The sequence below is a fragment of the Fibrobacter sp. UWB2 genome (genome assembly GCF_002210425.1).
Lineage (GTDB): Bacteria > Fibrobacterota > Fibrobacteria > Fibrobacterales > Fibrobacteraceae > Fibrobacter > Fibrobacter elongatus.
The window spans coordinates 346,767-370,396 of the sequence record NZ_MWQK01000004.1 but is presented as its reverse complement, the minus strand read 5'-3'; the positions used below and the strand labels follow the sequence as shown (position 1 = coordinate 370,396).

The 23,630-nt window shown below is 49.2% G+C and carries 23 protein-coding genes; 9 read left to right on the top strand and 14 right to left on the bottom strand.

Annotated elements, in window-relative coordinates; all coding sequences use genetic code 11:
• Positions 1–16 precede the first annotated feature (16 nt).
• Positions 17–2,407 (top strand): Tex family protein, encoded by a 2,391-nt coding sequence (locus tag B7982_RS09765; RefSeq protein ID WP_088660572.1) that lies wholly within the window; start codon positions 17–19, stop codon positions 2,405–2,407.
• A 182-nt stretch (positions 2,408–2,589) separates the two neighbouring features.
• Here B7982_RS09765 and B7982_RS09760 read toward each other — a convergent pair whose 3' ends face one another.
• Positions 2,590–2,787, bottom strand: coding sequence for a ferredoxin (locus B7982_RS09760; protein ID WP_014546849.1), 198 nt, complete (start codon positions 2,785–2,787; stop codon positions 2,590–2,592).
• A 243-nt stretch (positions 2,788–3,030) separates the two neighbouring features.
• On the opposite strand from B7982_RS09760, the gene argB reads away from it, so the two are divergent.
• From argB to B7982_RS09740, 4 genes are all read left to right on the top strand, one after another.
• Positions 3,031–3,822 (top strand): acetylglutamate kinase, encoded by a 792-nt coding sequence (gene argB, locus B7982_RS09755; RefSeq protein WP_014546850.1) that lies wholly within the window; start codon positions 3,031–3,033, stop codon positions 3,820–3,822.
• On the top strand, positions 3,803–5,014 hold the full coding sequence (locus tag B7982_RS09750; RefSeq protein WP_088660571.1) for an aspartate aminotransferase family protein: 1,212 nt from the start codon (positions 3,803–3,805) through the stop codon (positions 5,012–5,014). The genes argB and B7982_RS09750 overlap by 20 nt, the downstream gene beginning before the upstream one ends.
• A gap of 95 nt (positions 5,015–5,109) precedes the next feature.
• The gene (locus tag B7982_RS14800; RefSeq protein WP_158212996.1) at positions 5,110–6,018 is read left to right on the top strand and encodes a hypothetical protein; all 909 of its coding nucleotides are present in this window, start codon (positions 5,110–5,112) and stop codon (positions 6,016–6,018) included.
• A gap of 140 nt (positions 6,019–6,158) precedes the next feature.
• Entirely contained in the window at positions 6,159–7,103 is a 945-nt protein-coding gene (locus B7982_RS09740; RefSeq protein ID WP_088660569.1) for an Rpn family recombination-promoting nuclease/putative transposase, read from the top strand.
• Positions 7,104–7,165: 62 nt separating this feature from the next.
• On the opposite strand, the gene B7982_RS09735 is transcribed toward B7982_RS09740, so the two are convergent.
• Positions 7,166–8,296, bottom strand: a complete 1,131-nt coding sequence (locus B7982_RS09735) for a GGDEF domain-containing protein (protein ID WP_088660568.1) — start codon at positions 8,294–8,296, stop codon at positions 7,166–7,168.
• Between the two features lie 64 nt (positions 8,297–8,360).
• On the opposite strand from B7982_RS09735, the gene B7982_RS09730 reads away from it, so the two are divergent.
• Positions 8,361–9,197, top strand: coding sequence for a site-specific integrase (locus B7982_RS09730; RefSeq protein ID WP_088660567.1), 837 nt, complete (start codon positions 8,361–8,363; stop codon positions 9,195–9,197).
• Between the two features lie 24 nt (positions 9,198–9,221).
• Here the strand turns inward: B7982_RS09730 and B7982_RS09725 are convergent, their stop codons facing one another.
• Together B7982_RS09725 and B7982_RS09720 are read right to left on the bottom strand one after the other, a co-directional pair.
• Positions 9,222–10,055, bottom strand: a complete 834-nt coding sequence (locus B7982_RS09725) for a hypothetical protein (RefSeq protein ID WP_088660566.1) — start codon at positions 10,053–10,055, stop codon at positions 9,222–9,224.
• Between the two features lie 118 nt (positions 10,056–10,173).
• The gene (locus tag B7982_RS09720) at positions 10,174–11,643 is read right to left on the bottom strand and encodes a radical SAM protein (RefSeq protein ID WP_254917941.1); all 1,470 of its coding nucleotides are present in this window, start codon (positions 11,641–11,643) and stop codon (positions 10,174–10,176) included.
• Positions 11,644–11,729: 86 nt separating this feature from the next.
• On the opposite strand from B7982_RS09720, the gene B7982_RS09715 reads away from it, so the two are divergent.
• Entirely contained in the window at positions 11,730–12,350 is a 621-nt protein-coding gene (locus B7982_RS09715) for a toxin-antitoxin system YwqK family antitoxin (RefSeq protein WP_088660565.1), read from the top strand.
• A gap of 4 nt (positions 12,351–12,354) precedes the next feature.
• On the opposite strand, the gene B7982_RS09710 is transcribed toward B7982_RS09715, so the two are convergent.
• The 6 genes from B7982_RS09710 to B7982_RS09685 are packed head-to-tail and all read right to left on the bottom strand — an operon-like array spanning position 12,355 to position 18,967.
• Entirely contained in the window at positions 12,355–13,107 is a 753-nt protein-coding gene (locus B7982_RS09710; protein ID WP_088660564.1) for a DedA family protein, read from the bottom strand.
• Between the two features lie 18 nt (positions 13,108–13,125).
• Positions 13,126–14,778, bottom strand: a complete 1,653-nt coding sequence (locus B7982_RS09705; protein WP_088660563.1) for a hypothetical protein — start codon at positions 14,776–14,778, stop codon at positions 13,126–13,128.
• A 7-nt stretch (positions 14,779–14,785) separates the two neighbouring features.
• On the bottom strand, positions 14,786–15,430 hold the full coding sequence (locus tag B7982_RS09700) for a hypothetical protein (RefSeq protein WP_088660562.1): 645 nt from the start codon (positions 15,428–15,430) through the stop codon (positions 14,786–14,788).
• Positions 15,430–16,824 carry a hypothetical protein gene (locus tag B7982_RS09695; RefSeq protein ID WP_088660561.1) on the bottom strand — a complete coding sequence of 465 codons (1,395 nt, stop codon included), beginning with the start codon at positions 16,822–16,824 and terminating at the stop codon, positions 15,430–15,432. Before B7982_RS09695 ends, B7982_RS09700 begins: the two co-directional genes overlap by 1 nt.
• Positions 16,824–18,392 (bottom strand): hypothetical protein, encoded by a 1,569-nt coding sequence (locus B7982_RS09690; protein ID WP_088660560.1) that lies wholly within the window; start codon positions 18,390–18,392, stop codon positions 16,824–16,826. The genes B7982_RS09695 and B7982_RS09690 overlap by 1 nt, the downstream gene beginning before the upstream one ends.
• On the bottom strand, positions 18,389–18,967 hold the full coding sequence (locus tag B7982_RS09685; protein WP_233138482.1) for a hypothetical protein: 579 nt from the start codon (positions 18,965–18,967) through the stop codon (positions 18,389–18,391). Before B7982_RS09685 ends, B7982_RS09690 begins: the two co-directional genes overlap by 4 nt.
• A 191-nt stretch (positions 18,968–19,158) precedes the next feature.
• On the opposite strand from B7982_RS09685, the gene xseB reads away from it, so the two are divergent.
• The gene (xseB, locus tag B7982_RS09680) at positions 19,159–19,326 is read left to right on the top strand and encodes an exodeoxyribonuclease VII small subunit (protein WP_233138481.1); all 168 of its coding nucleotides are present in this window, start codon (positions 19,159–19,161) and stop codon (positions 19,324–19,326) included.
• Complete coding sequence (locus tag B7982_RS09675; protein ID WP_088660558.1) at positions 19,326–20,150, top strand: ABC transporter ATP-binding protein; 825 nt, start codon at positions 19,326–19,328, stop codon at positions 20,148–20,150. Before xseB ends, B7982_RS09675 begins: the two co-directional genes overlap by 1 nt.
• 28 nt (positions 20,151–20,178) lie before the next feature.
• Here B7982_RS09675 and B7982_RS09670 read toward each other — a convergent pair whose 3' ends face one another.
• Genes B7982_RS09670 through B7982_RS09655 form a run of 4 tightly spaced genes read right to left on the bottom strand, consistent with a single transcriptional unit; the run spans position 20,179 to position 23,576 of the window.
• A complete protein-coding gene (locus tag B7982_RS09670) occupies positions 20,179–20,775 on the bottom strand; it encodes an ABC-type transport auxiliary lipoprotein family protein (protein ID WP_088660557.1) in 597 nt (198 codons plus the stop codon).
• Positions 20,776–20,790: 15 nt separating this feature from the next.
• A complete protein-coding gene (locus B7982_RS09665) occupies positions 20,791–21,714 on the bottom strand; it encodes an MlaD family protein (RefSeq protein WP_088660556.1) in 924 nt (307 codons plus the stop codon).
• 12 nt (positions 21,715–21,726) lie between these two features.
• Positions 21,727–22,509, bottom strand: coding sequence for an ABC transporter ATP-binding protein (locus B7982_RS09660; protein ID WP_088660555.1), 783 nt, complete (start codon positions 22,507–22,509; stop codon positions 21,727–21,729).
• Between the two features lie 8 nt (positions 22,510–22,517).
• Positions 22,518–23,576 carry an ABC transporter permease gene (locus tag B7982_RS09655; RefSeq protein ID WP_233138480.1) on the bottom strand — a complete coding sequence of 353 codons (1,059 nt, stop codon included), beginning with the start codon at positions 23,574–23,576 and terminating at the stop codon, positions 22,518–22,520.
• Positions 23,577–23,630 lie beyond the last annotated feature (54 nt).

Sequence of the window (23,630 nt, the reverse complement as noted above, 5' to 3'; positions counted from 1 at the left end):
CAAGTAGGAATCTCAAATGGATTTTTCTGCGATTATTGCTGAAGAGCTGAATCTTGAAGTGTGGCGCGTTAGTAAGGCGCTCGAACTTATGGACCAGGGGGGCACGATCCCCTTTATCGCCCGTTACCGTAAGGACCAGACGGGTACATTGAACGAAATTGAACTCCGCGACATCAGCCACCGTCGCGACTACCTCCAGGAACTTGTGGACCGCAAGGAAACGATCCTCAAGAGCATCGAGGAACAGGGCAAGCTCACGCCGGAACTCAAGGCACAGATTGAAGCTTGCAAGGACAAGACTCTTCTCGAAGATATTTACGCTCCGTTCAAGCCGAAGAAGCGTACTCGCGCAACGATTGCAAAGGAACTTGGTCTGGAACCGCTCGCCCGCCTGATGTGGGCTCAGGAAAATACCGGAAACACGGCAGAAGAAATTGCACGCATTTATTTGTCCGAAGAAAAGGGCCTTGCCGACCCGCGTGCCGCCCTCAAGGGTGCTGCAGACATCCTCGCCGAAGAAGTTGCAGACAACGCCGAATACCGCCAGTACCTCCGCAACAAGGTCGAAAAGACTGGCGTCATGGTTTCCAAGGTCAAGAAGGATTTCGAAAAGCAAGAAACCAAGTTCAAGGACTACTACGACTTTAGCGAACCGGTCTCCAAGATTCCGAGCCACCGTATGCTCGCTCTCCGCCGTGGCGAAAAGGAAAAGGTGCTCCGCCTCTCCATCGAAGTCCCGAACGAAGAAATGATCGGTTACCTCCAGAATCAGGTCATCAAGCACGACTCTGTCTGGAAGCCGTATCTCGAAGATATGTGCAAGGACGCTTGGGAACGCTTGCTCCAGCCGAGCATGGAAAGCGAAGTGCGCCTCCTCCTCAAGGACGCCGCCGAAGAAGAAGCTTTCAAGGTGTTCTCCAAGAATCTCCAGGACGTTTTGCTCGCCGCTCCGGCAGGCCACAAGGCTGTGCTCGCCCTTGACCCGGGTTTCCGTACGGGTTGCAAGGTCGCTGTGCTCGACAAGAACGGCAAGTTCATGGATCACGGCATCATCAAGCCGCATGAACCGTGGAACGACAAGGCTGGTGCCGCAGTTTATCTGATGAGCCTCATCGACAAGTATCAGATTGACCTCATCGCTATCGGTAACGGTACGGCTAGCCGCGAAACGGACGCTTTCTGTGGCGAAATGGCTCTCAAGTTCAAGGGCAAGGTTCCGCCGCGCGTTATCGTCTCCGAAGCTGGTGCATCTGTCTATAGCGCAAGCATGATTGCTATCGCCGAATTCCCGAAGGAAGACGTGACGACCCGTGGTGCTATTTCCATTGGCCGCCGCTTGCAGGACCCGCTCGCTGAACTTGTCAAGGTTGATCCGCAGTCCATTGGCGTGGGTCAGTACCAGCACGACGTGAACCAGCGCGAACTCAAGAAGCGTTTGGACGAAGTCGTGGAAAGCTGCGTGAACATGGTCGGTGTCGACGTGAACAGCGCTTCTGCTCCGCTCCTCTCTCACGTGGCTGGCCTCAGCAACACGCTCTCTGAAGCGATTGTGAAGTACCGCGAAGAAAATGGCGCTTATGCAAGCCGTGAAGATTTGAAGAAGGTCAAGGGTTTTGGCCCGAAGGCTTTCGAACAGGCCGCAGGCTTTATGCGTATCCCGGGTGCTGAAAACCCGCTCGACGATTCCGCTGTGCATCCTGAAAACTACGCTCTTGTCGAAAAGATGGCTGAAAAGGTCGGCGTTCCGGTCAAGGAAATGGTCGGCAATGCAGACGCTGTGAAGGGCATCAAGCTCGACGAATTCCTCTCCGACGAAGTCGGTCGTGCTACTTTGGAAGATATCCTCAAGGAACTCCAGAAGCCGAGCCGCGACCCGCGTAAGGAATTCCGTTATGCTAAGTTCGATGACCGCATCAAGACCATCAACGACCTCGTGACGGGTAGCTGGATGGAAGGTGTCGTGACGAACGTCGCTAACTTCGGTGCTTTCGTGGACATCGGTGTGCACCAGGACGGTCTCGTACACATTTCTGAAATCAGCGACAAGTATGTGACGGACGCTAAGGACGTGCTTACGGTCGGTGACGTGGTGAAGGTTCGCGTGGTTGCAGTCGATGCTAACCAGAAGCGCATCAGCCTTTCCATGAAGCAGGAACAGACGGACGGTGTTGCCGGTGCTGGCGCTAATGGTCCTCGCGGTCAGCGCGTGGGTGGCCCGCGTGGTAACTTCGGTCATCGCGACGGTGGTGCTCGCCCGCAGGGTGGCATCCAGGGTCATGCAACGATTGCCGACCTCAAGAACAAGATTGCCGGTAAGGAACGCCCGGGCTTTGCTCAGAAGAAGCCGCAGGCCGCCCAGCCCGCCAAGCTGAACGCTCTTCTTAAATCTATGAAGAAGGGCTTCTAAGATTTGATTGAAAATGTCACCCCGGCCTCTGTGCCGGGGGCGCCTTTTCGGCATCCCTCTTTCAAAACAAACAAAAACAGCACTCGATAGAATCGAGTGCTGTTTTTGTGTTCAATCTTACAAGATAAGCAAAGCTTCGTACCATCGCGGGGTTCCGCGATAACTTTGCCTAAATGCTCGAATTACGAGAACTTGATCACGCCGGCCGGGCAGCTGTCAGCAGCGTCCTTGATTTCGTTTTCGTAAGCGCTGAAGTCAACGCCTTCCTTAACGACCATCTTTTCCGGAACGGAGAAGACTGCATCGCAAGTTGCTTCGCAAGCGCCGCAGGAGACGCATTCGTCGCTAGATTCATCGAGCCAAACTTTCGTAATTGCCATAAAATACCTCTTATATTGGTTAGGTTTTCCCAAAAGATATAAAAAAAATACGCTTGAAGAGTGAAAAAGTGAAAGAAATTGGGAAAAAAAGGTTTAACCAATAAGTCGTGCTTTTTTCTTTTAAAAATTAATCCTTCGTGGTAAGCCTAGAGTTCCTTTTTCTACATTTGCGGTAAATTTTTCGGGCTAATCCGGGCAATGGTGCTCGCTTTTCGCCTGAGAATTATGAGGACATCGTAAGCGATGAAAAAAGTGGTTGTAAAAATTGGTGGCAGCTTGGCGATCGACGAAGCTAAGTTGGCCGATTTTGTGGCGGCAGTCAGCAAGCTTCCGGCTATGGGCTGCCAAGTGGCCGTGGTGCACGGCGGTGGCAAGGACATCAACGAGAACATCTCCTTGCTCCGAGAACAACCCACCTTTATCGACGGTCTCCGAGTCACGACGCCTTCTATCATGAAGATGGTCGAAATGACACTCTCGGGTCACGTCAACAAGAAGCTCGTGCGAATGCTCCTCGAAAACAATTGCAACGCTGTCGGCCTCAGTGGCGTCGATGGCAAGTTGTTTGAAGTGGTCAAGAAGCAGGGCAAGGTGGATCTTGGCCTCGTGGGCGAAGTCAAGAAGGTCAATCCGCAGATTGTGGAAACGCTTTGGTCTGCTGGCTTTGTCCCGGTCGTAAGCCCGATCTCTATCGGTCCTGACGAAAACGGTAAGGCTGTGAGCTGGAACGTGAATGCCGATACTGCCGCAAGCGAACTGGCTGTGGCACTCCACGCTGACCAGTTCGTGCTGGTGAGCGATGTCCCGGGCGTGATGGACGATACCAAGACCGTCATTCCGGAACTCACGGAAGATGCAAGCGAAGCCCTCATCGCTTCTGGCGTCATCAACGGCGGCATGATTCCGAAGGTCCGCGAAAGCTTCAAGAGCATTGAACGCGGCCTCAAGAGCATTCACATTGTCGGCTGGAAGGATGCCGACCACTTTGTAAAACAAATTAATGGAGAACTGAACTATGGCACAATCCTTGGCTAATTCCATTTTTGAAGAAGACAAGCAGTTTATCGCCCCGCTTTACGGTAAGGCCAATATTGAATTTGTCCGTGGCGAAGGTTCTTACTTGTTCGACAAGAACGGCAAGAAGTATCTTGACTTTGTCGCTGGCATCGCCGTGAACGCTCTCGGCCACCAGAATGCTGCTATCAAGAAGGCTGTCGAAGAACAGATGGACAGCTTCTTCCACATTTCGAACCTTTATCCGAACTACCCGCAGGTGAACCTCGCTAAGGCTCTCCTCGCTGCAACGGGATTCGACAAGGCATTCTTCTGCAACTCCGGTACCGAAGCTAACGAAGGCTGCATCAAGTTTGCTCGTAAGTATTTCGATCGCAAGGGTGAAAAGAACCGCCAGAAGATCGTAACGTTCATCAACAGCTTCCACGGTCGTACGTTTGCAGCCCTTTCTGCAACGGGTCAGCCGGCCATCCGCGAAGGCTTTGGCTCCATGCCGGGTGACTTTGTTCACGTTCCTTGGAACGATGTGGCTGCCCTCAAGGCCGAAGTCAACAGCGACACTTGCGCTATCATGCTTGAATCTCTCGCTGCCGAAGGTGGCGTGATGACCGTTTCCGATGAAATGGTCGCTGCAATCAACAGCTTGAAGAAAGAATTCGGCTGCCTCGTGATTGTCGACGAAGTCCAGGCAGGTATGGGCCGTCTCGGCACATTCCTTGGCCTCCAGAAGCATGGCATTGATGCTGACCTCGTGTCGCTTGCCAAGGCTCTTGGCGGTGGTCTCCCGCTCGGTGCAGTGCTCCTCCGCCAGAAGGTTGCTGACCAGCTCAAGGCAGGCGATCATGGCACGACGTTTGGTGGTAACCCGGTTGCTTGCGCAGTGGGTCTCGCTGTCGTGAACCAGATTGCAAAGCCGGAATTCCTCGCCAATGTCGAAGCTCGCTCCGCTCAGCTCAAGGCTGGCCTCGAAGCGATTGCTGCTAAGTTCCCGGCAGTGAAGAGCGTGCGTGGTGAAGGCCTTATTCTCGGCCTCGCTCTCGACGAATCTCTCCCGGTCGGCAACGTGATTGCTGCTGCTCGCGACGAAGGCATGATGGTTCTCAGCGCTAAGGGCAACGTGCTCCGTTTGCTCCCGCCGTTGAACGTCTCCGCTGCCGAATGCGACGAAGCTTTAGCAAAGCTTGAAAAGGCTTTTGCAACAGCTACAAAGTAAACCGCGGCGCACTTGTCATGCCCGATCTGATCGGGCATCACCTTTTAAAAACAGCCTATGGATAAACTCCATAGGCTAAATTTTTTGCATTCTGTATGTTTATTTATGTAGTTTATACAACGATGAAATCCCCGAAGTTAATAAGTGTTTTTGTTGCAATCCTTTTGACCTTGTTTTGCGTTTCTTGTTCAAAAACGAACGAGGAACCAGTTTCTAGTTTAAAGGAGTCGGGATCTGTTTATACAAAAGACTATTTTGTTCTGCGGCCATTTCATATAGCGTTGCCCAAGGGATATTCTGTGGAAAATATTCCTCATTTTGAGTTGGGTATTTACGAAATTAAAGACTCTGTAGGGCGTAAGCTTATGACTTTCATTCAAATGACGTACTATCATGGTGCATATCCGATTTCGTTTTTGCCTCCAAAAAATCCTAATGAGTTTAGCGAGGCGGGAAGGCTTGATACGGTTGTAACTATCGATGGAGTAAAAACTAAAAAGCGACAAGTTTATATTTGGTCTGATCGAACTCCGTTAAAGCGAAAAAGTTGGCAACCTCCTGAAATAGTTGAGTTTATTTATTATCCCGACCTAGTTGATTCTTCTATTTGCGAAAGTATAATCCGTTCTGCCCAAATTCATAGTTATAATAAGGATTATATGTGCAGCATTTATGTTCCTGAAAATAATTCTTTAGAAGGAACAAAAATGTCTAAAATGCGCGATTTGGATATAAAAGATATTCAATCTCTGACAAAAGATATTGAGTTGTTGCCTGCCGTGACTGCGGATGAAGACTTCTTTGAAAAGAGCGGGAAATACCTCCTCCTTGCCGATTGCTTTTTGAATGATGAGTACAAGGGCTCTTTTCACATTGACGAATCCTGTGAAATCGGATGGAACGGAAAATACGCCGAAAAAGAAGATATCCTTGATTTGCTGGATGCCATGGAAGATAAAGAGTTTAAAGAAAAGCTTGTGAAAAAGTGTGGCATTTCGCGATGAATTTTATCTATTGTAAAATTAAAAAAATCTTTGAGAATTATTAGGCCAAATGGGCTTCTAAAACGTGTTAATATAAAGGACGGGGAGCGTTTTTCTGTCTATGAACCCGACATTATCGGGTGTTTTAACACTGGAAAAATATGGGAAATAATATTGAGACCGAAACAAAAAATGGCCATGGTGAAATGATTGGCGAAGCAAAGACTTTTGAAGAATACAAAGGGGCAGGTGTTTTCGCGGATCTTCTTCTCGATAGGACTTTCAAGAAGGCTTTCAATCCTGACTCGCAGAACAAAGTATGTTTGATTGCGCTTTTGAACGCCGTACTTGAAGGCGAAATAGCGTCACCGATTGTCGATGTGCAGTCTCGTAACAAGGAATACAGCGACGGTTCGAATGAAAATCGTACTTCGGTATTCGACTTGCACTGTATTGATTCTGCCCAGCGTAGGTTCATCATTGAAGTGCAGATTCTTTTTCAGGAAAACATAGTTAACCGTTCAATATATTATGCTTCGCAAACAATCATTGCTCAGGGGCGACGCGGCAAAAAGTACAATTACGAATTGAATCCTGTTGTTACAGTTGTTTTTATGGAATTTAATGTGTTTGCCGATGATCGCTACATCCGCCGTGCAAAGCTTCGCGAAATCAATGGATCTTGCATCAGCGATACTCTCAGCTTTGCTTTTGTGGAGCTTCCGAAGTTCAATAAGCCTTTGGACGAACTTGAAACGATGCTTGACAAGGCGCTTTATGCTCTTAAGAACATGAAAAACATGACGCAGATGCCCAAGCAGTATGCAAACACGGTGTTCGAGCTCTTGTTTTCAACAGCGAAATTGGCTAAATTATCGAAAGAGGAACAGAAAATGATTGACGAAGCACAGAAAGCCAAGTGGGATGAATACGCAATTCATAAGGCATCGGTTGATACAGGCTTGCAGCAAGGTCGTGATCAAAGAAGTCGCGAAATTGCGAAGAAAATGCTGTTGAAACACAAGCCCATCGAAGAAATTACGGAGTTCACAGAGCTTTCTGAAGCTGATGTTTTGGCAATTAAGGCTGATTTAGATAAAACCTGAATTGCTCACGAGCCTTCCTATAAATTTGCAAAAAGACCTGGACTTTGTTCCAGGTCTTTTTATTATCTCCCTTCCCGTGACGCCTTCTTTTGCAGGTACATCTGCCTGTCGGCGGCTGCGATGACCTCTTCTTCGGATTGCAAGCCTGTCGTGCGGACCGCAAAGCCGTAGGCGGCGCTTTCCGTAATTCCCTGAACTTGAGTTTGTTTGGATTCCTCAATGAAACGGCTTAAAAACGCTTCACATTTTGCGCGGTTGAATTTGGGAATAATCACCAAAAATTCATCGCCTCCGGTGCGGATGGCTTCGGCGTTTTCGGGGAGAATCTTCTTTAGAATCTCGGCAAAGTTTCGTATGTATTCATCACCCTTGCTGTGTCCGTAGTTGTCGTTAATTTCCTTGAGGTGGTTTAGGTCAAACATCACGTAACTGCATGGGAGCTTGCGCTTCACATCGTCGGGGTGCATCACAAGGTAGTTTCTGTTGAAAAGTCCCGTCATGGCGTCGTTGAAACTCAGTTTTTCGAACATTTTATGCGATGTGTTTTCGCTGACCTGAACACCGACAAAAAGGCAGACAATTACGAAGACCACGCTGACGATATCCACGCGGATCCCTTCGACAAACGGAGCTGCCGAGCCTGCAATAAAGGGCAGAATAAAGTAGATGATAAAGAAGGTAAAAGTCCGTAGTCCAAACTGCTTGCGGTAATAAATGATGATTCCCGTCATGAGAATGCCCCAAACGCCTGTGGCAAGCCAAGAAACGATTGTCTCGTTTGAAGTCCAGTCGCGGGTAATGTCGCCTGTAGAGATGTCTACGCCGACGTTCAGCAAAAAGTCGAGAACGCAAAGTGCATAAATGGTATAGCGCGTGATTTTACGTAGTTCGCATTTCCTGTTTTCGAGGAATGCAAATACGTACTGCGAAAAGTAGTATATGCACAGCGCGCTTGAAACAAAGCTGACTAAATCGACAATGGTATAAACTGGGGCCGAAAGTTCACCGTCGCAAAAGTGGATGATGGCGTACGTGATAATCACGCCGTGGTAGGCGATTATCATGCCTGTAAAGTTGTACTGAAGCCTGTCGTTACGCCAATGCCCGACCCAGAGGAGAACCAAAATGAGGAACAATATGGAAAGGCTGAACAAGTCGATACAGATGTTTACCGCCTGGATAATATCGTTCATGGTTCCCTCCGTAAAAACGTGTAATAAATACGTTAGCATAAATATATAAACAATTGGAGGTTTTATGCGTTTTTTGGACTGTGCGCTAGACTATTTAAAGAAGGATGCCGATGAACTCGCACCTTTGACGGTACGCACGTATTACTGGAATTTGAAGAAAATTGCGCTTTTTGAACCGGAGCTCGAATGCGATGCTGTGACTTCTGAGACAGTGCGGAATTACAAGCGCTACTTGGAAACGCTCCACAATAAAGAAGCGACTGTGGTCAAGGCGCTTTCGGTGTTCCGTATTTTTTGCAACAAGATGAAGGCGGACGGAGTGATTCATGGCGACCCGTTTGAAAACGTGAAGGTGGGGCGTGCCTATTCGCGTCGTGGATTTTTGACGTTGCGTGAGCTGAAACATCTTTATTTGAGTTACATGGAGTCGCATGTCGCTTTGACACGGGCAGAAGATGACGTGATGCGCGTGTTCCTGTTCAGCTGTTTTACGGGGCTCCGTTACGGGGACTTGCGTACGCTTGATGCTTCGGAAATCTTCGACTGGAAAATCCGTAAGCAAATGCATAAGACGGGCGAGGCTGTGTACATCCCGATTCCTGTGCAGGCGCGGCTGTTGCTCCCGAACCCGCTAACGTCTGGGCGTGTGTTTCATGTGGTGGACAATTCGACATTCAATCGCACGCTCCGCAAGGCCGCTAAAAAGCTAGGGCATTACAAGCATGTCCATTGCCACCTGGCACGGCATACTTTTGCAACAACGTGCATCACGATTGGAATCCCGTTACCTGCAACAAGCAAACTTCTCGGCCACCGCAACTTGGATACGACGCTTATTTACGCCAAGTACGTCGACACGTTTTTGGACAAAGAAATGAAAAAGTTTGACCGACTGAGGTAGCGCCATCGGCGCAGTTGGCTTTGCTTAGACCGCTTCCCGCTGGGCAATGATCTCTTCAACTTTTTTGTTGATGCGGTTGTTCTCCAGCTGGTCGTGCACTGCCTGCTCGTTTGCTGTTGCGGCTTTGATGAGCTTGATGCCGAGAACGGTAAGGATAATCCACAAAATCGTACTGATGAATAGTATAGGAGTATTTAAGCTTTTACAAGTGAGATAATTGAAAATGGGTGTTGCAATGTTGAAAATAAAGAACCATGTCAGCAACTTGTTTGACTCTGTTTTAACTTTTATACCGAGTAATTTTAACGTGTTGCCTTGATTTTCTAATAATGCTTTAAAGACGAAGTAATTGACGACGGGGATGTAGTAGCAGATTACGGCTCCCCACGGAGCGAAAAACGTCTCTGTGAATTTGCTTTGTTCTTTATGGGCGTGATACACCCATAGCCAGTTTTTGCCGATGAAAACGCAAAAGGGAATGGCGGTGAACAAAAGTAAAAGGAATATGGTCCCCAAAGCGCTTTTAACTTCTTCGCTTACGGTTGTTCCAACTTGATAGTTCTGGAATGCGCCGAATGTCTTTACTCCTACGAAGAAGAAAAGGATGTTTAGGACTATCTGGAATTTTGTCCACGAGATGGCACTCTTTCCGCGTCGTACGTTGTCGTCGAAAGCTCGTTCAAGTTCTGGGTCGACGAGTTTTTTGAGCGATTCACTGTAGGCTTCTTCTTGCGCTTCGGAATCTGCGGTCGAGGCGTCGTCCCCGTCTTGCGAAGACAAGCTTTCGTTCGGTGCATCGCACCACAGGCATTTCGGCATATCGTCTTCGTATTCTCTTCCGCATTTTTTGCAAATCATAATAACCTCTTGTGAACTAATTCGAATTATAAAATACAAAATAAAAATGCCCGCACGTGGCGGACATCTTGTAATTGTACTAAGGAAGGGAGTCTAGAGGGAAACCTCGGGGTTCCCTCTACTGCTTATTAGTCGGAGCCTGTCTTGCGACCGGGGCGAGTTCACCATGCTTCCTAAACAGGTGCTTCACGAGCGTGCCAAATCCACGGAGAACGCGGTAACGTTCACGCGGGTTCTTGATGGCCATGATGCCCTGACGAATGATGTAGCTCGGACGCAAGTAGAATTCACGGCGGGCCTTGTCGCAGAAGTCAACGAGAGCCTGGCTCGTGAGTTCGCCACGCTGGATCGTAGTGCGGTGGAAACCGTCTTTGTCGAGCCACTGGCTGTAATCTTTCGACTTCAAAGCGCCACTGGCGAGAGCTTCCTTGTAAGCTTCGGTGCCAGGGTATGCCATGATGGGGTAGAACTGGGCTGTGTTCGGGTTCAGCTTCTTGGCGTAGTCGAGCGTCATGCGGAGCGTTTCCGGCGTGTCGCCCGGGTTACCGACCATGAAGCAACCGTGAACGAGGAGTCCTGCCTTGCGGGCATTCTTCGTAAATTCAATAGCCTTATCGGTGTTCTTCACGCCCTTGTGGATCTTTTCGAGAACCTCGGGGGAGGCGCTTTCGAAGCCCACGCACATTTCGCGGCCACCGGCCTTCTTCATGAGCTTGAGCAAGTCGAGCGGCACATCGGCGCGGGCGTTGCAGCTCCAAGTAATCTTGAGACCACGTTCAAGAATCAAGTTGCAAATTTGGCGCACGTGTTCGTGGCTTGCCGTAAACGTATCGTCTTCAAAGAAAACTTCGCCTAAGTCTTCGAAGTTTTCCTTGATGTACTGGAGTTCGTCGACAACATCCTTCGGATCGCGGCGGCGGAACTTGTGACCGTTGAGCGTCTGCGGAATCACGCAGTAGCTGCAGTGGTTCGGGCAACCACGACCACTGAGAATCACGATAAGCGGGTTCAGGTTTGCGCCGTAGAAATACTTCTTGTAGCAGCTGTAAAGGTGCTTGCGGTAGACCTTCGAGACCCACGGGATTTCGTTCAGATTTTCAATCTTCGGACCTTCGGGCTGGAAGTCCACCTTGCCTTCGGCGGTGCGGTAGGCAAGACCTGCAAACTGACCAACGGGAGCGCCATCGCCACGGAGGGCGCGGACGAGGTTCCTACAGGTGTAGTCGGCTTCGCCAATCACCACGTAGTCCAAAGACGGTTCCATTTCCATGGATTCGAGCGGCTCGGCGGTCGCGTGCGTACCCATGATGGCCACCTTCACGTTTGGCATTTCCTGCTTGATGGCGTGGACAACCTTGAGGTCATTCAAAATACTCGGGGTGCTAGTGCTGCAAATAACGAGTTCCGGGCCGAACTTCTTGATGCCTTCGAGCGTCTGCGCGAGGTCAAGTTCCATGGCGGGGCTGTCAATCAGCTGGATTTCGTTACCGTCGGCTTCGCAAACGCCGGCAGCATAGCTCAAAAACATGGGCCAGTAAAGTGTACTGGACTTCGTAACACACGGGGATCTAGATTCCCGACTGAACATCGGGTGGAAGGGGGGATTTAAAAAAGTAACGTTCATGACGCTCACAAAATACATAATCTAAATGGATAATGCTACATTATAATGCGATGGAAAAGCGTTTTTTTACAATTTTTGCGGCTTTCGTGATGTTTGGCACGGCAATCACGGCCTCTGCGGCGCCTAAGTCCGTGGCTATGGCTTTGGATACTGTTCGCACGACGTATGATGATGGCCGAATCTCTCGAATTTACACGGTCAAAAAGGGGACCGACGTGCGCGAGGGGGTGGCGCTTTCGTACCATCCGAACGGAAAATTGGCGGTAGAGGCCCCGTATAGGGATGGCAAGTTAGATGGTGTTTTACGTTCGTACGACGAAAATGGAAAGTTGCGCGAAACTGTAGGCTACCTGGACGGCGAAGAAGAGGGCTTTAGCATTGTCTATTTCGAAAATGGCCGAAGAAAAAGCCGCGAGACGTATCGTCGCGGCGTTCTGAATGGTGTTTCGGAAACTTGGGACGAAAATGGTAAGCTCCGTCGCCAGATTCCTTACGAAAACGGGCAGGTTCACGGCGTCTATAAATCGTTTGACGAAATGGGCGTCATCGAAGAGGACATGAATTTTGTTCGAGGCATCCGCAATGGCACTTACCACCGCTATGCTTTTGGCAAAGTCGTTTTCGAAGCCGAATTTAAAGACAACCGCTGCGTCAAAAATTGCAATTTTTAGTGGATTATTTCTTCTTTGGCTTCATGGCGTTCCAGACCATGTAACCGATGAAGAGCACGCCGAAGCCAAGCAATGCGATAGCGAGTTCGGAGTTGTACTTCTCGATGATGTCCTTCTGACCGTGGGCAAAGTAGCCGAGTAGTGCTAAGACGCAGTTCCAGATGGCGGCGCCGAGGAACGTGTAAAGCGTGAACGGGGCAAGCTTCATCTTGGCAAGGCCTGCCGGAATAGAAATCAGCTGGCGGATCACGGTGATGAGGCGGCCGACGAATGTCGAGATGGCGCCATGTTCACGGAAATAGTTTTCTGCCTTTTCGACCTTTTCGACGTCGAGGAGCAAGAAGTGCCCGAGACGGCTATCGGCAAACTTGTAGATAATCGGGCGTCCGAGAATCTTCGCGAGATAGTAGTTGATGTACGCGCCGATGAGTGCACCCAAAGTGGCGAACAAGACGATGAGCGCGATGTTGAGGCCGGAACCCGGCTGTAAAGCCTTGTACGCGGCGGGCGGCACGACAAGTTCCGATGGGAATGGAATAAACGAGCTTTCAATGGCCATCAAAAGCGTAATCGTTCCGTAGTTCAAGTTCTCGTTGTACCAGTCGATAATCTGGTTATAAATGCCTGTCGATTTTGCGGTGTCGGCGGCGGTTGTTGCAACAGCGCCTGCGTCCACAGAAAGCGTGTCTGCAGCAAAGGTAAATGCGGTAAAGAGGAGTGCTAAAGCAATGGTTGTTTTAAGGATAGAATTTTTCATTGGGGCAAATTTAGAAAATTAAAAATAGAAGTAAAGTCCGACTCCGAGGAGGGCGGCGCCTGTACCTAACAAAATGCTACCTGCGATGGCCTTGTTGTCGCCTTGGTTTACGAGTTTCTTGTTCTCTTTGACTTTGTTCTGATAGTTTTCGCCTTTGACAGCGCCAGGAATCTTGAGTTCTTTTTTAATGTCGTCTGCATCGTTGTAATCGAGATGTGCAAAGTACATGAGCAAAGCTCCAATGAGCATCGTTCCTGCAGAACCTCCGATAAACGCTTCACCGATGGTTTGCATTTTCTTGTCGTGTAGCCACTTGTTCTGCTTTTCAATTTCGTCGAAATTGGTCAACTTTTCAAGATCAATGCTCAAGTCGATTTGCGAAACCGGTGCTACAAAGAAATTGATGAGCGTATCGCGGTAGCCTGCCTTGCGGATGATGAGGCTGTCGGTTCCCATGTTGTAGGCAGGGATCTTTTCTGGCGTCTTGGCGATAGCTTTAGAACGCTTGGTAATCGGGGCGCTTGCCTTGTAGACGTTAGCTCCTTCGGGGGATGTCAAAATTCGGATTTCTGGTGCGACGCGTTTGAGCTTGAGCGCAACGTGTACGGTGTCGCCAGGGAGCGGCATTATGGATGTGCTTGCGCCCCACAGGTGCCTATCGACATTCCAATAGGCGTAAACGGTGAATCTAGTTGTATCCGAGGTGATGAATGTGCAGGGCGATTTGCAGATGGCGTCTTTTTCGGAACGTGAAATCGTGGCGCCATCCGGATCCGTTTCGATGTGGATGTAGGCCCTGTTTTTCTTAGTCTTGATGGTTTCCTTGCCCTGTGCGTCAAGAAGCTGGTTTTTGAGCTTGTTGTTTGTGATGGCGTCACTGAATGCTGCGGTGCGCGAAACGTTTACGCTAGACCTGTGCAACATCGGGAGTGAATCTTCGTAAAAGGCGTGGGTGAGGTTGAGCGTAAGGCTATCGGTCTTGATGTTTGGAACGATTTCTCCAAAGTAAATGGACCTGAAACCGTAGGCGGCCAGTTGGTTCTGCATGCAAATGTTGTCGTTGCAGTTCTTGATATCGCTTTTGCGGATGACTTGCGGATGTTCTCCTGATTCCATTAAGAGTCTTGCGGTAAGGCCGGTGAACTGGTCAACAACACTTTGTTCGACACCTTCGGCGTTATAGGCAACAAGGACTGTCTTGACGGGCTTTGTCGCAGGCTTTGCAACGGGCTTTTCAACAGGTTTCTCGGCAGAAGAACTTGAAACCGGAGCGACCTTTGCACTAGAAGAGCTCGAGGCGGCGGAGCTTGTGATGGACGAGCTTGAAACAGGGACGGTTTTATGTGACGAACTCGAAGTCGCTGCACTGGAAATCGGTGCGGGCTTTGCGCTCGAAGAACTTGCTGTCGAATGTTTGGCAGCGGAACTGGAGGTTGCCAACAGGTCGTTGCCTTTTTCGTCTACAATTCGCTTGAATTGCTTTTTGGCAATCTTCACGATGGTGAACTTGTTTTGGATGTATCCGCCAAGGCTTACGGTGTCGTTTTCAATCCCCATCAGTTTTGCGCGCTGGCGTGTCCCCGAAAGAAGTTCCACGTCGACGAATATCCCTTCGGGATCGGCGAAGGCTGCGGTTAATGCGAATGCGAGTAGTAAGAAAATCTTTTTCATATTCTACCTAAAATGAAAGGACGAATCCTGCAGTGAGGACCGCTAAACCTGTTGCAAGAAATATTCCAGAAACCGTTTTTGCTGTTTTGGCTGAGCCGCGGTGATCAGTAAAGTCACGCATGTGTGCGGCATAGCGTTCGTTTAAAAAGCGCGTGTTCTCCATGGCCTTTTTATGGTCTTTAGCCTTGCTAATGTTGTAAAGCGAGACTATCGCAGAAATTCCGCTAATGGTAAATGGCACAATCGATGCCCACTTGAAGTATCCACCGAGAATGCGCCTGTTCCTGTGCTTTAAAAAGTCCTGGTTCATTGCGATTTCGTCGTCATCAACGCTTTGGCGGAGCGCAACGATGATGAAAGAAGTGTCGTTTGGGGCTAGCGCAATGTTGATGGTCGTGTCGGCATAATCCGGGTGGAAAAATGAAACCATGACGGTGTCTTTCCCTGCGGGGACAGGGATGAACGCCGGAGATACGTAATCGGGCCTGCTTGCAAAATCAGGTGAAATTGTACCGGTGTACAAGTCGACTGTCGAGGGGTTTGTTGAAACTTGTAAATAGCGAGTCTTTGCAGAGTCCTGCTGCGCAAAAACGTTGGCGTAGAATGTCAACAGCAAAACGAAAATAGCGAGGGAGGCATTTTTGAAAGTCATTATTTGCCCTCCTCAAATTTGGCAAAAGGTCCAGAAACTTGGGTGACAGAGCCGTTGACTCTTATTTTCCAGTATGTGTCGGGCGCCTTGTTGCGGGCGTAATCTTCTGCGTATATGGTGAGATTGCATTCTTTTGCGCAGGAATTCTCGATGGAGATAATGTTGTTCTCGTATTTTGTAAGCAACGTATCCGAATTTTGGACGGCTTGTATCTTGGAGACGTTTACTCCTGAACCGTTGTCAAAGATGAAGAACTTGATGGGTGAATCAGTCTGGAAATCCGTGCTGGCTGGGACCATATTGGGTTTCACATTGTCGTGCAAGAACAAGGTGTCGGTGACGTTTTTTGTACTGGGCGCCAAGTCAACTCTCATGGAATCGCAACCGTATTCCGTGCGGTTTACATCGCATACGACGATTTTTAAGTTGGACTGTGGCTGTAAAGATTCCTTGATGACGAGGCTTGCCTTGGATTCCGAAAATTTCGAAAGCGTGTCGCCTGCTGCAGAGATAATTGCCCCGACAAGTTTTGATTTGTCTGAATAAGGGCTGAACTGGCAGGCAATAGGAACCTCGAGAATTGCGGTACCGTCATTTTTTAATTTGGTCGAAAAACTGAAAACGTCGCTATAGGTTTGTTCGGTGTAGCCTTTCTCGCTTTTTGTCGTGGCACGAACGCCCCAATAGATTGTCGAAGTTTCTGAGGTATGTTTTATGGTATCGCCTTTCTCGTTAATGTCGGCGTCTAGCTGTCCAATTAAATTGACGGTGCTAGAGCAGTCGATATTTCCGAGAGAAGATTCCCAAATCGTATATAAGTTATAGCTCGCGTAAATGGTACAGTAAGAGGTTTCCCACGGGTCGATTCCTGAAATTCCCCATGAGAGCTCGAGACCGTTTTCGTTGTCTCCATCAACTTGGTTGTAGTTGTTCGCAGGAGATTGTAAAGTGACCTTTGTGGGCGTGTTGACGTAAATAGTTGCGTTGGTGCGCAATGTGTCCCCAAGGTGGTCTACCGTTTCAAATGTGACCTCGTGGATTCCAGCTTTGTCAAAGCTGTGGTAAATCGAAGAGGCTCCCGCTTCATCCTTGTCGATAATCCATTTGTGGGTATTGTAATAGGGCGTCGCCTTGTCTGTCGGTATGTATTCTCCGTTAACGGAGTAAATGCCGCAGATGCGTAGCTTCTCGTTGATGTTGACGAAAAATTTATCCGAAGCTTGGTATTGTGAACTTTTGTACGGCTCGCCGACAAAGCTTTCGGGAACGACAAAAATGGACTGCGTGATTTCTGGAACATCCGAGGCGTGAATCTCGGCATCGGAACACGAAACGAGCGGGAGCAAAAAAGCTGCAGAAAAAGCGATTGAAAGCGGAAGGAGCTTGTAATTCATTATTCTTCCCCCTTCTTTGCGGGCTTCACGTAAAGCTTCCAAGTCTTGCTTTGCTGTAGTCCATTCTTGTAGATGACGATGGACTTTATGGTCTGTTCGGCATCGAAAAGGCTTGCTTCAAGTTCAGCGGTGAAAGACTTGCCTTCGCTCCTAGAAACGGAAATGATCGTTTTATTCTTGGTGACGTTGAAAAATTTCAGAGAGTCGATTGCAAATCCGTAAGGATTGTTTTCTTGAATGAAGAACTTGATAAGTGCGTCATTTGTAATGGTCGTATCGTTATTTGTAGTAAACCAGAGTGTACTCGGTAAAATGTAGAACGACTTGTTCGAAACGTTCTTGCTCCCGTCTGATGCAGAAACGGTGAGAACGCGGTATGTCCAGCTTTTGTCGGTTTCCTTGAGCACGACCGTTAAAATGCTGTCCGTGTAGTCTTTTTCTAGGGAGGTCTCGTTTTCGAGATAAGCCTTGACGCTAGAATGAGTAATTGTCCTGCTTCCGTCTTTTACGATGAAACGGAGCGAGTCTGCAAAATCGAGCGTATCTTGGCCTGTCGTGGATGTGATTATCGGTGCGATGGTGTCAATGAGCTTGAGGTCATTTTCGGTTGTAACAAAACCGTCGTTGATGGTAATGTCTTTTTGGATTGTTCCAAAATCAGCATAGTCCGATTGAATGTTTAATTGGTATTTCCCGGCCGGGATTGCGTCTAGAGAAATCTCATTGTTTGTCGATGAAAGCTTAAGATTGTAATCGAAACGTTTTTCGGAATTGCTCTTGTCCTGTAATGCTATGCGGATTGGAGTTGTCGAAGCTTGGCCTATATCCACTTTGGCTTGCAGGGAGCCTTCTCCCGGGAATCCTTTGGTGAAAAAGGAACTCTGGATTTTTTGTGCTGATGCAAAATTGTATTCGTTAAAAGCCTGGACTGTCCAGTTGTATTTTTTGAATGGATTTAATTTATTGTGGTATGTGAAGTGCGGTTCGTTCAAGATGGTGTCGATGGTCGTGAACTTGGATTCCGCATTGGCAAAACTCTGTTCGCTCAGCAAAAAGTGGTAGTAGTGCGCTAGCTTGATTCCTTCGGTCTTTGCGCTCCACGTAAAGTAGATGGATTCGTAGGGGTCGATGGCCTGAGTGCCGTCAGCCGGGGTGAAAACGCTATCGTTTAATACGGGATTATCGGATACCCAGACTTCAAGCGAATCGTAGTGCATGTCGCCGAAATAGTCTTTTAAGACAAACTTGAACTTATGGTACCCAGGGTCAGAGAGTTCTTTTTTGAAGTTGTACTCCGATGCGCAATATTTGCCATCCATGAGCCAGTGGTAATCTTGGACTTTGATAATCTTGTTCGGGCTGACCGTGGTTTGGAAATAGACTGTGTCGTTGATGTGGAATGTATCCGCCTTGACATTTGATGCAGACTCGCCTAAGGACCTCGCTAGTGAAGCCTGAATTATGATGCTGGTGGCGTCAGATTCGTTGAAAATGTAATCGTCTGAATTAAAGCAGGATTGGAGCAGATAGGCCATCGCTACAATGAAGGACATTCTGATGAATTTCATTTGGCCTCCAGCGTATCGACGACAAAGAATTTTTTGTAAGCGAGCGTATCGGAATCTCCGTAAAGGTCGTTGACGATAATGCGGAATTTGTGCTCGCCTGCTTTAAAGCCGGATTGCTTGACTTGCTGGAGCGTTCCGACATCGTAAGGCTTGCCGTCGATTTCTAAAATGTGAAATAGCGAATCGCCATTGTTGATATCCATGTCCATGCTGTACCATTCAAATAGGAATGCGGATTCCGACGAGCCGTAAAGCGTGTCGCCGTTTACGGGTATTGTGGAATCCGAAAGTACAGGAGGCGTGTTGATGACAATTGCGAAATCGTAAGTCTGCTTGTTTCCTTCCTTGTCTGTGGCGATAAGCTTGTTCGGCATGGCGCTCGATGACCTTTTGGGGTAGAAGGAATGGCTTTGGCCACGTTCAAGCAAGCTGTCTTTAGTATCTGTTGAATGAATCCATTCGAAGGCAATTTCGTCCTGAAATTTTTCAGGGGTGACTTTTGCCGTGATAGTCGCAGAATCGGACGGGTTCACCTTGAGTATGGTTGTGTAGTCATTGTCTTTTTGTTTAACCAAGACGCTAATCGATTCGACTGGTTCAGCCGCCTGAGGATCGCTAGGTGCATCGAGACAACCGGCGAAAAATACGCCGAAAAAGGATGCAATAACAAAAAAGGGTAAAATGGAACGATTGAACAAATTCATTTGGTTTAAATCTAACTATATTCGTGGACATGAGTGCGCAAAATTTTGAATATAAAAACGCAATGGCGCGTTTAGGGGAAATTCTCTCGAAAATCGACAATTCCGAGATGGAAATTGATGAACTTGCTGTTGAGGTTCAAGAGGCTACGCAGCTTTTGCGCAAGTGCCGCCAGATTTTGATTGCGACTGAAAAGAACGTTCAGGACGCTCTTAATGAATTGGATGGTTGATGAATACCGAAAATTTTGATAAAGCGGTACCTGCCATCGAGGTAAACGGGCTTACGGTCAAGTTCCCGATTCGCGGGGGCGTTTTTAGCAAAGTCAAGGATTATTTCACTGCCGTAGATAACGTTTCGTTCACGCTCCCGCAAGGGAAGATTCTTTCGATTGTGGGGGAGTCTGGTTGCGGAAAGTCGACTCTCGTGAAGTCTTTAGTCGGGCTTGTGCCGGTTTCTAGCGGTAAGGTTAATTTGTTTGGGCTGCCGGTGAACGGCGGCAAGGCCGGAACCGGGAAAGATTTTGTACGCGTCTCGGACCTGGTGCAGATGATTTTCCAAGATCCGTTCAGCAGCTTGAACCCGCGACAGACGGTGACGGAAATCTTGACAGCGCCTGTGATTGCCCGCGGCGTTCCGTATGACGAGGCTTGCGCCCGCGCGGTAGAACTTTTGGAACGCGTATCGCTCCCGGCGGGGGCTATGGACAAGTTCCCGCATGAATTCTCGGGCGGTCAGCGCCAGCGCTTGTGCATTGCGCGTAGCTTGATGGTGCGCCCGAAGGTGCTGCTCTGTGACGAAGTGACGAGTGCCTTGGACGTGTCCGTGCAGGCGCAGATTTTGCATCTGCTCGACGATTTGCGCAATGAACTCGGGCTCAGCATTCTCTTTATCAGCCACGATATGCAGGTGGTTCGCGCTTTGAGCGACGAAGTCCTGGTCATGTACTTTGGGCATGCCGTGGAACACGGCTCCGCCGATATCGTCCTCACGAATCCGCAAAACGACTACACGAAAAAGTTGCTCGCAAGCGTCCCGACTATTAGACGGGAATAAAAAAGGCGGGCTCGAGGCCCGCGATTCTTTACTTCACTTTCGCGATGTTCTCGAGTGCGTCTTGCATGTACTTGGCGTAGAGCTTCGAGAGCGCTTCGGCTGCGGAATGTGCATCGCGCTTGTTCATGCTCTGGCGCTCGTCATAGCGCTTTTCCCACAGCGGAGCGTCTTCACCGACCTTGCGGAACGTGAGCTGCACTGCGAGGTGAGCTTCTTGCGAGCTGCCTTCATCAATTTCTTCAATGGCATCGACATTGCCGAGCAATTCAAAGTCCGGCTTGCCCATCGGCTTCAAGTCCACAGACTTGAACATGTTGCTCTTAATCAGGTATTCGCCTGCAACCTGCGTGAGCATCTGTTCCGGGCGCGTTGCCCAGAGGTCCAAATCGTAGAACATAAAGTCGTACGGAGATTCGCGATAGACAATGTTCGTGCGCTGGTAGGCCGGGTCAATCGTAAATTTCTTGACGTGTATGCGGGCATCGCTAGTAGCGCCTGCAACCGAGATGGACTCTGCCGAAACAGTGTAATAGCGGGAAGGTTCGGTCGAACCACCGAGGCAACCCGTGAGCGTGAAAACAGAAAGGAGTGCGGCGACTGCCAACAAACGATTTGCTTTAAACATCTTGGTTTCTCCTTTTTAGCGACCGTTCTTGCCTTCGGAACGGATAAGTACAGACGGGTTGTTCTTGATTTTCTGTGAAAATTCTTCGAGGTTTTCAAGAATCGTGTTGAGTTCATCCATGGCGTTTCCGACCTGGTCTTCGTTCTTGTAAACGATGGCATCCACACGCTGGGCGAGCTTGTTCATCGATTCGGCGGTCTGCATCAGGTTCTCGTTCAAGCCCTTGGTGTCGATCGCTTCGAGCTTTTCCTTGAGCACTGTAAGATTTTGTTCGGTCTTGGCGGCGAGCTTTGCTTCTTCGATTTTTGCAAGGATCTTCTGCAGCGAAGCGGCGGATTTGCTCATGTTGTTGAGCGGCTTTCCGAGATTGGCCGTTATGTAGCTCAAGTTTGCGGTCGTCTTTTCGAGATTCTGGAGTGTGCGAGAAATGCTTTCGGCGTTTTCAGGATTCAGCACACGGACGAGCCCGTCAACAATCGGATTGACTTTGCCAAAGAGGTCGCCCATCTGGCCTGTAATCTGGTCGAACATCGAGGCCGCTGCCGGGACGAGGCCGCCTTCGGGGACGTTCGGTTCATTGAAATTTCCGCCGGAGAGGATAACCTGCTTTTCGCCGGTGAGGTTCATGCCTGCGGTAAGTCCTGCACGAGTGCCAATCTTGATTGGTGTTCCTTGCGTTACCTTGAACGCAACGACGACCTGGTTCAAGTCCTGTTCGTTGATTGTGATGCTTGTGACGCTACCGACGGAGATACCGTTCAACTTCACCTTGGCATCGACAAAAAGTCCGTTCACGTCCGTGTCGAAAATGGTGTAGTAGTTGTCGTATTGCTCGCTCAGGTAACGCTTGAGCACGTAACCCAGGAACACGCAAATAAGTACTCCGCAAAAGAGCATAAATGCGCCAAGTTTTATTCTTTCGGATCGGGTGGTTTCCATTATTTCTCCAACTCAATCAATAAAGTCAAAGTGGTAAAAGTCTTCGTCATTGTATTCTTTGGGGCATTGCCTATTGAAGAAATGCCTGAGGATGGGATCGTCAGATTCCATGCCTTCTTTCAAAGTCGCATCTTTCAGGACGTAGCCGTCCTTGAGGTACACAAAGCGGTCGCAGACAATCTTGATGCTCTCGAGTTCGTGGCTCACAATCACCATCGAAACGCCGAGCGTGTCGCGCAGTTCGAGGAGCAGTTCGTCGAGCGAACGGGCGGTCACCGGGTCAAGGCCTGTGGACGGTTCATCGCAGAACAGAAGTTCCGGTTTGAGCGCAATCGCGCGGGCGAGTGCGGCACGCTTTTTCATACCGCCAGAAATCTCGCCGGGAAACTTGTGGAACGCGTGGAGCAGGTGCACCTTCTCGAGGCGGTCTGCGACAATCGCTTCCATCTGGCTCTTGGGCATGTAGGGCATGCTACGCTTGAGCGGGAGCATCGCGTTTTCGGCGACGGTTAAGTCCGCAAGCAGAGCGCCACTCTGGAAGAGCACGCCGGTGCGCATACGTGTTTCGCTATCGAGGCCTTCCTTGGGGCCGAACGACTTTCCGAAGTACGTAATCGTACCTTCGTCGGACTTGATGAACTTGAGCACGTTGTTTAAAAGCGTCGACTTACCGCAACCGGAACTGCCGAGCACCATGCGGATTTCGCCCTTGCGTACACCGAACGAAATATCCTTGAGGATAGTCTCGTTGCCGTAGCTCGCTTTCAGATGGTCAACTTTTAGAATTTCGTCCATATTGACCTCTAGTAGAAAATGAAGGCGAAAAGGGTATCCGAAATCACGATCGTGCAAATGGCTGCAACGACGCTGGACGTGGTCGCCTTACCGACCGCTTCTGCACCGCCGTGGGCGTTGAGTCCCTTGTTGCAGGCAATCAGCGTTACAATCCAGCCAAATACAAGTGCCTTGATAGTGCTCTTGAGGAACGTCATCGGGTCGATGCCGTCGCGAAGCCCCATCATGTAGTTCGAGAAAGAAATATCGCAGAAGAAATACGCAATGAGGAAGCCAGCGAAACTACCGACGATGGATGCGCTAAACGAGAGGATCGGCGTCGTGATGCTCAAGGCAATGAAACGTGGGACCACGAGGTACTGCACCGGCGGAATAGCCATGGACTTCAAAGCCTTGACTTCTTCGCAGACGCTCATGTTTGCAATTTCTGCCGCCATGGCGCTACCGGAACGCCCTGCCAAAATAATCGTCGTGAGAAGCGGGCCGATTTCTGCAAAAATGAGGAACCCAAGCCCCGAAGCGAGGTAAGAGCCGCCGCCAACCGCATTCAGCATCACCGAACTCTGGAGAGCCATCGTAAGGCAGATAAGTCCCACGAACAAGAAGCAAATGCCCATGGCTTCACTGCCTGACTTGAACATCTGCTTCGTGATACCGCCAAAGTGGATTTTACCCTTGTCGAACGGCCCGACAATCGTCCAGTAAATCGCTGTAAAGAGCAAAACGAGGACTTCAAAGACTTCCTTGAGGAGCGAAAAACCGGCGCCACCCATCATTTCGAGGATGTTGTTGGTCTCGCGCTGCGGCTTCTCGGGCGGAACCATCTTGCGGAGGTTCTGCAAATGCTGCTTGATTTCGGGCGGAAAGTGCTCAAGGATGAGCTTGTTGCCTGTCTTTTCGGAAAGTTCCGCTAAAAGTGCAAAAAAGGCATCGGCGCTGTAGTCCATCGAGGCAAGGCTTGATCCGTCCAGATGAAGCTCCCCTTTGGTGAGGGCGCTCTTGCAACTCGAAAGCAGCTTTTTGCTGTTCGCGGCAGTGAGAGCGCTAGGCAAAACTATCGATGTCATTTCCATTGGGCGGAAATTTAGAAAAAATATGCAATTTGAATATGGTAATAATGA